Origin of the sequence: Paractinoplanes abujensis, assembly GCF_014204895.1 — a bacterium.
Lineage (GTDB): Bacteria > Actinomycetota > Actinomycetes > Mycobacteriales > Micromonosporaceae > Actinoplanes > Actinoplanes abujensis.
The window spans coordinates 6,493,300-6,504,017 of sequence record NZ_JACHMF010000001.1 but is presented as its reverse complement, the minus strand read 5'-3'; the positions used below and the strand labels follow the sequence as shown (position 1 = coordinate 6,504,017).

Annotated in this window: 11 protein-coding genes; 5 read left to right on the top strand and 6 right to left on the bottom strand. The window is 70.5% G+C overall.

The window, feature by feature from the left end; genetic code table 11:
- Nucleotide 1 precedes the first annotated feature (1 nt).
- A complete protein-coding gene (gene nuoN / locus BKA14_RS29735; RefSeq protein ID WP_184954114.1) occupies nt 2-1,534 on the top strand; it encodes an NADH-quinone oxidoreductase subunit NuoN in 1,533 nt (510 codons plus the stop codon).
- A 111-nt stretch (nt 1,535-1,645) separates the two neighbouring features.
- Here the strand turns inward: nuoN and BKA14_RS29730 are convergent, their stop codons facing one another.
- Together BKA14_RS29730 and BKA14_RS29725 are read right to left on the bottom strand one after the other, a co-directional pair.
- Nucleotides 1,646-2,680 carry a polyprenyl synthetase family protein gene (locus BKA14_RS29730; protein WP_275412400.1) on the bottom strand — a complete coding sequence of 345 codons (1,035 nt, stop codon included), beginning with the start codon at nt 2,678-2,680 and terminating at the stop codon, nt 1,646-1,648.
- Between the two features lie 156 nt (nt 2,681-2,836).
- Nucleotides 2,837-4,024, bottom strand: a complete 1,188-nt coding sequence (locus BKA14_RS29725; RefSeq protein ID WP_184954113.1) for an MFS transporter — start codon at nt 4,022-4,024, stop codon at nt 2,837-2,839.
- 152 nt (nt 4,025-4,176) lie between these two features.
- Between BKA14_RS29725 and BKA14_RS29720 the strand changes: the two genes are divergently transcribed.
- The gene (locus BKA14_RS29720; protein ID WP_184954112.1) at nt 4,177-4,971 is read left to right on the top strand and encodes an IclR family transcriptional regulator; all 795 of its coding nucleotides are present in this window, start codon (nt 4,177-4,179) and stop codon (nt 4,969-4,971) included.
- 88 nt (nt 4,972-5,059) lie between these two features.
- Entirely contained in the window at nt 5,060-5,779 is a 720-nt protein-coding gene (locus tag BKA14_RS29715; protein WP_184954111.1) for an anti-sigma factor family protein, read from the top strand.
- Between the two features lie 15 nt (nt 5,780-5,794).
- Here the strand turns inward: BKA14_RS29715 and rarD are convergent, their stop codons facing one another.
- From rarD to eccE, 4 genes are all read right to left on the bottom strand, one after another.
- Nucleotides 5,795-6,736, bottom strand: coding sequence for an EamA family transporter RarD (gene rarD, locus BKA14_RS29710; RefSeq protein WP_184954110.1), 942 nt, complete (start codon nt 6,734-6,736; stop codon nt 5,795-5,797).
- 51 nt (nt 6,737-6,787) lie between these two features.
- Nucleotides 6,788-7,225: a GNAT family N-acetyltransferase gene (locus BKA14_RS29705; RefSeq protein ID WP_239093406.1), complete on the bottom strand. Its 438-nt coding sequence runs from the start codon at nt 7,223-7,225 to the stop codon at nt 6,788-6,790.
- Between the two features lie 59 nt (nt 7,226-7,284).
- Entirely contained in the window at nt 7,285-7,665 is a 381-nt protein-coding gene (locus BKA14_RS29700; protein WP_184954109.1) for a phage holin family protein, read from the bottom strand.
- Between the two features lie 105 nt (nt 7,666-7,770).
- Nucleotides 7,771-9,612: a type VII secretion protein EccE gene (eccE, locus tag BKA14_RS29695; RefSeq protein ID WP_239093404.1), complete on the bottom strand. Its 1,842-nt coding sequence runs from the start codon at nt 9,610-9,612 to the stop codon at nt 7,771-7,773.
- A gap of 257 nt (nt 9,613-9,869) precedes the next feature.
- On the opposite strand from eccE, the gene BKA14_RS29690 reads away from it, so the two are divergent.
- Together BKA14_RS29690 and BKA14_RS29685 are read left to right on the top strand one after the other, a co-directional pair.
- The gene (locus tag BKA14_RS29690; protein WP_184954107.1) at nt 9,870-10,262 is read left to right on the top strand and encodes a WXG100 family type VII secretion target; all 393 of its coding nucleotides are present in this window, start codon (nt 9,870-9,872) and stop codon (nt 10,260-10,262) included.
- A gap of 19 nt (nt 10,263-10,281) precedes the next feature.
- Nucleotides 10,282-10,578 (top strand): WXG100 family type VII secretion target, encoded by a 297-nt coding sequence (locus tag BKA14_RS29685; RefSeq protein ID WP_184954106.1) that lies wholly within the window; start codon nt 10,282-10,284, stop codon nt 10,576-10,578.
- Nucleotides 10,579-10,718 lie beyond the last annotated feature (140 nt).

The window sequence follows — 10,718 nt, the reverse complement described above, 5'->3', positions numbered from 1 at the left end:
CATGGAGGACCTGAAACTACCCGGCATCGACTACGGCGCGCTGTTGCCGATGCTGATCCTCTTCGGGGCGGCCTGCGTCGGCATCCTGATCGAGGTGTTCACGCCCCGCCGGACCCGCCACCCGATCCAGCTGGGCCTCGGGTTGGTCGCGATCGTGGCGGCGTTCGTGGCCGTGGTCGTGCAGCACAGCACCCGCAAGATCACGATCGGCGGCGCGGTCGCCATCGACGGCCCCACGGTCTTCCTGCAGGGCGCGATCCTGGTGCTCGGCCTGGTCTCGCTGATGCTGATCGGTGAGCGCTCGGTCGAGCGGGGCGGCCCGTTCGTCTCGCAGGCCGCGATCACGGTGGGCTCGCAGAAGGACCTCAAGCAGGCCGGCGACCAGCCCGGCATGACCGAGGTCTACCCGCTCACGCTGTTCGCGCTGGGCGGCATGATGCTCTTCGTCGCCGCCAACGACCTGCTCACGATGTTCATCGCGCTCGAGGTCTTCTCGCTGCCGCTGTACCTGCTGTGCGCGCTGGCCCGCCGGCGTCGTCTGCTCAGCCAGGAAGCCGCGCTCAAGTACTTCCTGCTGGGCTCGTACGCCTCGGCGTTCTTCCTGTTCGGCGTGGCGCTCGTCTACGGCTTCGCGGGCGGCATCTCGCTCGGCCAGGTGCACGACGCCGTGGTCAACCCGCAGCGCAGCCAGATCCTGCTCTACGCGGGCCTGGCCATGATCGCGATCGGCCTGCTCTTCAAGGCGGCCCTGGCCCCGTTCCACGTGTGGACGCCGGACGTCTACCAGGGCGCCCCGACCCCGGTCACCGCGCTGATGGCCGCCGTCACCAAGGTCGCGGCGTTCGGCGCGCTGCTGCGCATCCTGTACGTGGCCTTCGACGGTGTGCGCTGGGACTTCCAGCCCGTGCTGGGCGCCATCGCGGTGCTCACGATGCTGGTCGGCGCGGTCCTCGCGGTCACCCAGACCGACATGAAGCGCCTGCTGGCCTACTCGTCGGTCGCCAACGCGGGTTACCTGCTGGTGGGCGTTCTCGCGCTCAACGAGGAGGGCCTCAGCGGCACGATGTTCTACCTGGTGGCGTACGGCTTCTCGGTCCTCGCCGCCTTCGGCATGGTGACCCTGGTGCGGGACGCCGACGGCGAGGCCACCCACCTCGCCCGCTGGGCCGGCCTGGGCCGCAAGAGCCCGCTGTTCGCCGCGACCTTCACGTTCATCCTGCTGGCCTTCGCCGGTATTCCGCTGACCAGCGGTTTCACCAGCAAGTTCGCGGTCTTCGGGGCGGCCGTGGAAGGCGGCCAGACGTGGCTGGTCATCTTCGGCGTGGTCACCAGCATGCTGCTGGCGTTCCCTTACCTGCGGGTCGTCGTCATGCTGTGGCTCTCCGAGCCCGGTGAGTCGACGCCGACGGTCTCGATCCCGGGTTTCCTCACGTCGGCCGCCCTGGTCATCGGGGTGGCCGCCACGTTCGCCCTGGGTGTGGTGCCCGCCCCGCTGATCGACCTGACGCGGGACGCGGCGCAGTTCGTCCGCTGACCTGGCAAGGAAAGACCCCCGGCTCCGCGGAGTCCGGGGGCTTTTTCGTGCGCCGGCTCAGCTGGTGCGCTGAGCTCAGCTCGTGCGGTCGGTTCAGCTCGGGCGGTCGGTTCAGCTCGTGCGGTCGGCAATGAAGTCGCAGAGGCCTTCGAGAGCCCGCTTGGGGTCGCCCGCGGGCAGCGGAGCCAGGGCCGCGCGGGCCTCCTCCGCATAGGAACGCACGGTCTCGCGGGCCTTCTTCATGGCGGCCGACTCGCGTAGCAGCGTGAGCGCCTCCGCGTGCCGCTCGTCGTCGGTGATCGGGCCGCCGGCCAGCAGCTCACGCAGCCGCCCGGCCGACGCGTCGGTGTCGTCACCGGCCAGCGCGTAGAGCACCGGCAGGGTCGGCACGCCCTCCCGCAGATCGGTGCCGGGGGTCTTGCCCGACTGCACCGACTCGGAGGCGATGTCGAGCAGGTCGTCGGAGAGCTGGAACGCTATACCGATCGTCTCGCCGTAGCTCGCGAGGGCCTCGACGAACTCGGCCGGGGCGCCCGAGAACAGGCCGCCGAACCGGGCCGACGTGGCGATCAGCGACGCCGTCTTCTCGGTGATCACGTGCAGGTAGTGCTCGATCGGGTCGCTGCCGCGGGGGCCCACCGTCTCGGCGATCTGACCGTGCACGAGCCGCGCGAACGTGCGCGCCTGCAGGTGCACAGCCTCGGGGCCGAGCGAGGCCGCCAGATCGGCCGCCTGGGCGAACAGGTAGTCGCCGACGAGGATGGCCACCGAGTTGCCCCAGCGGGCGTTCGCGCTCGGGGCGCCACGCCGCTTGGGAGCCTCGTCCATGACGTCGTCGTGATAGAGCGTGGCCAGGTGGGTGAGCTCCACCACGTTGGCCGCGGCGATGATCTCGGGTGCGGACGGGTCGCCGAACTGCGCGCCCAACGCCACCAGCATCGGCCGGAACCGCTTGCCACCCGCATCGGCCAGATGCCGCGCGGCCTCGGCCACCAGCGGGTCGGCGCTGGCTACGTTGGCCCGCAGCGCCTCTTCGACGGCGGTCAGCGTCGCCGACACCGACGCATCGACCGCGGGATCGATGTCGAGGCCGAGCGACGACAGCGTCATATCACCGGTGCTCACCACGCTTTCACGATGCCACATGGGTCCGGCGAGTTCGGCCTCAGGGTGTCGCGCGGCCCGGGTCCTCGCCGGCCCTGTCGTCGAGCGGTCCGAGCGCAGGCCGTGCGGCTCGCGTCCTCACCAGCTCCGGCGCCGAGCGGTCCTGGTTCGGGGCGGGTGGCGTGTGGTCAGGCCGGCTCATGAGGCTGGGCTGTGGCGGCGCAGCAGGTGGCTGCCCAGAAGCATCGCGCCGGCCGAGGCGAGCATGGCGCCGGCCGCGGCGAACCACATCGTCGGGTAGTTCGTGGTCGTGGCCAGGCTGCCCAGGGCGAGCGGCCCGACGCAGCCCCCGGCGTACACCCCGGTCTGCGTGATCGACGTGGCCGCGGCCGGGGCCCGGGGATGCAGCCGGACCACCGCGAAGTTCATCAAGCCGGGCCACGACCAGCCGAAACCGAAGCCGAGCACCACGCCCGCGACCAGCGGCACGCTCCCCGGCACGGCCAGCAGGGCCAGGCCGGCCGCCCCGGTCAGCAGCAGGCCGGCGATGACCGCGATGGTCCGGTCGGGGCGGCGGTCGGCCAGCCAGCCGCCAAGGAGGCGCGCGACCACGCAGACGGCACTACCGAGGGTGAGGGACAGACCGGCCGGACCCGGAGAAATACCGCGAGCTACCGCCGAGTCGACGAGAAAGGTGCCCAGCGCGTTGGCCGAGGCGGCGGCGAGGGTGGCCGCGACGCCGACGACGATCAGCGCCCCCGTGGCCCGTTTGGCCGGCTTGGTCGCCGAGTGCCGGGCGGTGGCGGCCTCGGCCGGAACGAGCAGGAGGGCCGACGCGGCCAGCGCGGCCATGAAGACGAACGCCCACCGCCAGCCCAAGGTCAACGCGATCGCCGGCACCGCGGCCCCGGACAGCAGGGTGGCGACGGGGATGGCGGCCTGTTTGATGCCGAACGAGAGACCCTGCCGGTGTGGCGGCACGTGCCGGGACAGGGTTGTGTTGCTGGCCAGTTGACCCATCGCGTTGGCCCCGGCGCCGAGCGCCAGGATCGCGATGAGACTCCACAATGTATCTGCGAAGGCCGCTACACCCAGCAACGAGGTTGCGGCGAGGACGATCCCGGCCCGGGAGATCGGCGTGGGTCCGTAGCGTTCGACGAGCCGGCCGGCCGGGATGGAGGCGAGCGCGCTCGCGCCGAAGTACGCCGACACCGCGAGTCCGAGCCCGGCCGGGCTGAAGGCGAGCTCGTCGCCGATCTGCACGGCGAGCCCGCCGACGAGAAAGATCGGGATGCTGACCGCGATAGTCGTCGTCAGTGCGAACGTGGACGCCCGGTACGCGCTGGTCGGCGTGCTCGGCTGAGGAAAGATCCTGAGCTTCGCCATTACTCGCAGACTAGGCCGACAGAATGCATCCGTGCGCTCAGAGTGCTAATGACCACACGCCTCGTGCAAATCGATCGTGATCCACATGGTTTTGGCATTCCCTCGGCGGAAGATTATTCATATGGTGTAAGTCCCTGGCGTCGGAGGTAGCTGTGCGCGACCCCCTGGCGGAGCCGTCCGACCTGATTCGGAGCGTGTCACGCGCCCTGCGCGTGCTCGAGTCGGTCGGCCGGGCACCCCGCGGACTCACCGTGAAGCAGATAGCGCGACGGTGCGAGTTGACCGTCGCGACGACGTACCACCTTGTGCGCACCCTGGCCTACGAGGGTTACGTGATCCGGCGTGAGGACGGCACGTACATCGTGGGTCTGGAGATCGCGGACAGGTACCGGGAGCTGGTCTCCGCCTTCCGGGGGCCGCCCGCGGTGGGGGAGGCGCTGCGGCGCGCGGCGCTCGACAGCGGTTACAGCCACTACTTGGGCCGGTTCGTCGGCGGCCGGATCGCCGTGACCGCATCGGCTGAGGGCGCCCGCTCGCCGTTCATCGACGACATGTCACCCGGCTTCGACGAGGGCGGCCACGCGACCGCGCTGGGCAAGGCCCTGCTCGCGACGCTCACTCCCGATCAGCGGGCGCGCTATCTGCGCGACTACGGCATGCGGGCGTTCACCCCGGCCACGCTCACCACCGCCGAGGCGCTCGAGGCCGACCTCGCCGCCGGTGAGCGACGGGGCATGCAGCTCGAGATGGGCCAGTTCCGGCAGGGCCTGGCCTGCGCGTCGGTGCTGGTCATCGCCGATCGCGACATCGAGCGCAGGCTGGTGCTGGCCTGTGCCCTGCCGGCCGCCGAGATGCTCACCTCCGCGCGCGTCGTGCGGGCGAAGCTGACCGCGGCCGCCCGCAACGTCGCCGAGGCGCTCTCCGCGGGCGAGTCCGCGACGGCCTGACTTGCGGACCTAAGACTCCGTTGAACCTCCGGCGCATTCCTCCCGTAAGACAGGTTGCAAGGGGGACATCGGCGGAGGGTGGTGACGGGTGCACTGCGAGCACGAGCACGAAGACGGGGCGTATGTGCTGGGTGCCCTGTCGCCGGCGGAACGAGCGGCGTACGAGGGGCATCTCGCCACGTGCTCGTTCTGTCGCGAGGCCGTGGCTGACATCTCGGCCCTGCCCGACCTGCTGTCCCGGCTCGACGCGAAGGAGTTCGCGAAGCTCCTCGACCCGTCACTGACCAGCGGCGACGGTCACCCCGGGGCCGCCTTCCGCGACTGGGCGACCAGCGAGTGGCAGACGTTGGCGCCCGACGCCAAGCGCCGCAAGAAGGGCAAAGCTTTCCGCGTACGGGTTCTGAGCACCGCCGCCGCGGCCGTGCTCGTGGCGCTGATCGGCGTCGGCGTGTTCGCCTGGACCCGGGACAACGCGGCTCCGGCGGCCCCACCGGCCGGTCCCGCCGTCGCGATGACCGCGATGCAGCGGTCGTCGCCGGTGTCCGCCTCGGTGCGCCTGACCAGCACGCCCGGTGGCACCAGGGTCGAGCTGGTCTGCTCGTACAGTGCCGAGGCCAAGAAGCCGGCCACTTTCCGCATGATCGCCTACGGCCCCGGCGGGCAGGACGATCAGATCGGCTCCTGGAAGGCGACGCCGGGCGCGCAGTTCGAGATGAACAGCGTGACCCAGTTCGGCGGCGACAGCCTCTCCCGGCTCGAACTGGTGCAGCACGACGGAAAGGTGCTGCTCGCCTACGACGTCCCCTGACCTTCTGATTCCAGGTCAGCGGGGTGGCAGGGTGGTGGCCGACTCGGCGGTGGCGGCCGTCGGGTCGGCCGCCGTCTCCTTGCGACGGGGACGGCGGCGCAACGCGTCGACCGTGAAGATGATCAGCGCGACCCATACGAGGGCGAAACCGGCCAGCCGCGCCGGGGGCATCGGCTCGTGGTAGATCAGCAGACCCACGGCGAGCTGCAGGATCGGCGCCACGTACTGCAGGATCCCGATGCCCACCATGGGCACACTGTTGGCCGCCGCCGCGAACAGCAGCAGCGGCAACGCGGTGGCCAGACCCGAGAAGACCATGAGCACGGTGTGCGTGGCCGAGACGTGCCCGAACTCGGCGTCGCCGGCAGCGGTGAGCCAGGTGATGTAGGCCAGGGCCGGGAGCGCCAGCACCGACGACTCGACGAACAGCCCCTCGGCCGGGGGCAGTGACATCCGTTTCTTGACCAGGCTGTACGTGCCGAAGCTGCCCGCCAGGAGCAGGGCGATGTACGGCAGGTGGCCGTAGTCGATGGTCAGCACGGCCACCGCGAGGGCACCCATGCCGACCGCGACCCACTGCAGGGCGCTCATCCGTTCCCGCAGCACGGTCACGCCGAGCAGCATGATGACCAGCGGCGTGATGAAGTACCCGAGTGCCGTCTCGACGACCCGTTCCGAGTTGACGCCGTAGATGTAAGAACCCCAGTTGACGCCGATCAGCAGGGCCGCGAGGGCGAGGCCGCCGAGCAGCTTGGGCGAGCGGATCAAACGCTTGAGGAAAGCCCAGTTCCGCATGGCCGCGAGCAGCAGACTGACGAAGACCACCGACCAGACGATCCGGTGGGCCAGAATCTCCAGCGGTGACGCCGGCTGCAGGTGCTTGAAGTAAATCGGAAAAAATCCCCACAACCCGTACGCCGCGAGGCCGTAGAGATATCCGCGCCGCTCGTCGCTCATGCCCTCACCGTAAGGTTCCGGGCGCGTTTCGCTCCTTGCGTATGGCCGACCTCACCGCTGGGCCCGCAGGTCGCACTCCATCCAGCGGCCCGGCTCGACCTCGGTGAAGCCGTGCGGCGCGTACACGGCGTGCGCGTCCCGGGTGATCAGCAGGAAGCGGTTGAGCCCGCGGGCGGCGTAGTGGTCGCGCAGGTGCCGTACCAGCCAACCGCCGAGGCCACGACCCCGGTGGGCCGGATCGACGTAGACGTCGCACAGGTAGGCGAAGACCGCCCCGTCGGTGACGACCCGGGCCACCGCCACCTGAGCGCCGTCGCGGTCATAGATCCCGTACGCCTCGGAGCCGTCAAGGGCCGCCCGCATCTGCTCGAGGGGACGGCCCATGGCCCAGTACGCGTCGGTGGACAGCCACCGATGCACGGTGGAGACGTCGATGCGCTCCCGTGCGGAGCTCAGCTCGTATCCGTCGTCGTGAAGTTCGTGCAGCACGAGACCGAGTCAAGCGGCAGGGTCGCCTGTCCGCCAGCGGATTCCGGCCTCGCGGAACATCAGTCGTCGCCGTCGGGGACGAGCATGTTGAGCAGCCAGCTCACGACACCCACGAGCAGGGCGCCCAGCACGGCGCTGGGCCAGAACTCGTCGACGTGGAACGGCAGATCGAACTGGCCGGCGATCCAGCTGGTCAGCATGAACAGCGCGCCGTTGACGACCAGAGCGATCAAGCCGAGCGTGAGCACGTAGAAGCCGCAGCCCACGACCTTGATGATCGGACGCAGCACCGCGTTGATCACGCCGAAGATGACCGCCACGATCAGCAGCGTGATGATCTGTTCCGACACCTTGTCGGTGGTCAGTTCAATGCCGTCGATCAAGACGGTGGCCAGCCACAACGAGAACGCTGTGATCAGAAGCCGAATGATGAGGCCCATGGCCCGGAATGGTGCCACGATCATGCCACTCGCGGCCGCGACACTCCCCGAGTTGGTCCCTGTCGTTGCACTCAACAGGTCATATCGACTACGGCCGCTGGCCGGTCAGCGGCCCGGCGGACCCACCAGCTGGGTCTCGATGGGGGTGTGGGCCAGGGCCGCCCAGCGAACCGCCCGCCGGTTGACCACGCCCACCATGTCGGGCCGGATTCGCGTCATCCACTGAGCCACTTCGCCCAGGCCCAGGGCCCCACCGATGAGCGTGGCCTCCTCGGGACGCAACGGCTGGAGGATCAGCAGGTCCGCCCGGGAAGCCACGTCGACGTCGGCGGCCGAGAACTCGTCGCGCACCACGAGCGTGGCCTGCCAGCCCTCGCCCGGACGGTTGTCGGCGCCGACCGGGCCGATGTCGACCACGATCAGCAGCGGGTGCAGGGCCGAGCCGGGCGCGATCTCGATCGGGCGGCCCGGCGGCACCACGGCGATCGACTCGCCGGGAACGGCCGCCCCGCGGACGAACGGTTCCCACGCCCTCGGCCGGGCCGTCTGCACGACCACGCGGGCGCCCACGGCCATCGCCCGCAGGGCCACCAGCTGGGCCGCCCGAACGCCGCCGACCAGCAGCGCCCTGGTCTGCTCGGGGCGGAACAGCCGGATCACGACCGGGCTGCCGTGGCGGTTACGCCCGAGCATCAGGCCCGACGTGCCGACCGGCAGGTGCAGGCCGTCGAGCAGCTCGGCCGGCTGCACGCCGTCGGCCGGGAGGCCGGGCACCGCGCTGGGCCGGCCGCCCAGCGGCAGCGTGGCGAACAGTCCCTGCAGGTGTTCGCCGTCGAGTCGTTGCGCGCCGGCCTGCTCGCCGGAGAGCAGCTTGCGCAGTGCCTGGGTAGCGACGCCGAGCGCGGCCGGCTCGGGCGCGGCCAGCCGGATCGTCATGTCGAGGGGAGTGGGACCGTGCGCCGCCTGCGGGCCGGCCGTCAGCGACACGGTCGTCGCGGCCGCGGGCAGCGTGAGCAGACGGGAGACCAGCCGCCGGGACGTCTCGACGCTCGGGTCGGGCCAGCGCCGCAACCGGAACGTGGTCTGCGCCAGGCCACCGACCCGCAGGGCGGGCCACGTCTCCTGCGCCGACCCGGCTCCGTCGTCATGGGCCAGCTCGGCGATGACGCGCAGCGCGGCCGCCTCGCCGAGCGGGCGCGCGGGCACCGCGGACAGCCGCCGCACCAGCTTGCGCACCAGGCCGGAGAGCGAGCGCCGCAGCTCGTCCTCCGACCAGCCCTCGGCCCGCAGCACCCGCACGGCGAGCAGCGCCCGGCTGTGCCCGAGCAGGCGGCCCTCGGTGAGCTGGCGGTAGGAGTTGGCCGGGGTGCCCGCGCCGGCCCGCAACGACGGTGCCGGCGCGCCGGTCAGCAGCAGCTGGATCAGCACCGGGGGCAGCTCGGCCTCGGCCGAGGGCAGCAGCGTGGCGGGCGACGGCAGGTCGGGCGACTCCTCGGTCAGCAGGCCTGCCGGGTCGCCCAGCTCGAGAACGGCAGTGAGGCCGTGACCGTCGACGACGACCGCGGCCGGATCGCCGGCCAGTTCGGTCTGCTCGACCCGGGCGCCGGGGGCGAGGAAACGCAGCAGCGCCGCCGGGTCGGTGTCGACCGGGGCGGAGTGGCGGCGGCCGCCGAAGCGCAGGGCGATGCCGAGCCACTCGAACGCCCACCGCCGGTTGAGCCGCAGCCACGTCAGAGCCAGGACGACAAGGGCCAGAACGGAGCCGGCGACGAGGCCGATCGGGCCGTTGACCGCACCCAGCGCCACGGCCACCGCGGCGACCTGGGTGGCCACGAGCTGGCCGGTCCGGATGCCGAAGAACCGTCCACGTCGGAGCGGCTGCCGGTTGACCCTGGGCAATGGCTTCGCGGGGCCGGACAGCTCGCGGTAGTCTCGATCGCCGGTCACGCCGACCGTCACGTTCCACCGCCCTTCCCCGCATTTGTGCTCGTGCGGCGCCTATCGTATGGGCTTCCGGCCATCGGCGGGGCACCCTGTGGACAACCGAGAGTTATCCACAGGTCCCGATTCGGGACTGTCGCGGCTTGACGAGTTTCGCTACGGTCGGCGACATCAAAACAGAGTAGTCGGCCGCTCACGGCCCGCCCCCCGTTGCTTGTGGTCAGGGGTTAGCCTGGTGGCCAGCGTCGATATGTCGCAGGTGAATGATCACCGTCCGTTCACGACGGATCGCGACACGGTCGGCGAACCGAACGAGAAAGCGGGGTGACTTCCGGGTGGCCGGATCAACGCAGGTAACACCGGAGGAGATGGCAGCTGCTGCCACCAACTTCGACAACGTCAACCAGGGACTGCAGCAGATGCTGTCCCGGCTGATGACCGAGCTGTCGCAGCTGAACGGCGCGTGGAAGGGCATGGGCGCGGCGGCTTTCGAGCAGGTAAAGGTGCAATATGAGGCCGACCTGAAGAAGCTCAACGCGGCCCTGGCCGACACCGCGGAGTCGATCCGCGTGTCCGGCACCGGCTACAGCTCGACCGACACCGACGCTGCCAGCCGCGTGTCCGGCTCCGGCGGCAACTTCTCGCTGCCGCTCTGACCCGGGGGAGACAAAAGACATGGCAAACGACGGAGTTCTGCTCGTCAACTTCGAGGCCCTCCGTGGAGCGGGTGGCCACATCGCGAAGGCTGTCAGCGCGCTGCAGCAGCAGCTCGGCGACCTCGAGCGTGACTCGAAGCGACTGGTCGACTCGTGGGACGGCGAGGCGCAGCAGGCCTACTACGCGCGTCAGGAGGCGTGGCGGACCGCGGCCAACGACCTGACCAGCATCCTGCAGAACATCAAGGGCGCCGTCGACCAGTCGGCCGACGACTACGTCAACACCGAGAAGCAGGCGACCTCGCGCTTCCAGTGAGCGCGGCCCCTGCCGCAGCCCGTGAACGGCCGGACCAGTCGGACGACTGTCCCGGCCGTTTCGCCTGTTCCGGTCAACCCGTACGACCGTTTGGTCCGTTCTTGCGAAGGTTGTTGTCGCTCGAACGCGTACTGGACCAT

Coding starts and splice junctions, on each gene's coding strand:
- nuoN (WP_184954114.1), top strand. CDS start 2: ATGGAGGACCTGAAACTACCCGGCATCGACTACGGCGCGCTGTTGCCG.
- BKA14_RS29730 (WP_275412400.1), bottom strand. CDS start 2,680: ATGTGGCATCGTGAAAGCGTGGTGAGCACCGGTGATATGACGCTGTCG.
- BKA14_RS29725 (WP_184954113.1), bottom strand. CDS start 4,024: ATGGCGAAGCTCAGGATCTTTCCTCAGCCGAGCACGCCGACCAGCGCG.
- rarD (WP_184954110.1), bottom strand. CDS start 6,736: ATGAGCGACGAGCGGCGCGGATATCTCTACGGCCTCGCGGCGTACGGG.
- BKA14_RS29700 (WP_184954109.1), bottom strand. CDS start 7,665: ATGGGCCTCATCATTCGGCTTCTGATCACAGCGTTCTCGTTGTGGCTG.
- BKA14_RS29690 (WP_184954107.1), top strand. CDS start 9,870: ATGATCACCGTCCGTTCACGACGGATCGCGACACGGTCGGCGAACCGA.
- BKA14_RS29685 (WP_184954106.1), top strand. CDS start 10,282: ATGGCAAACGACGGAGTTCTGCTCGTCAACTTCGAGGCCCTCCGTGGA.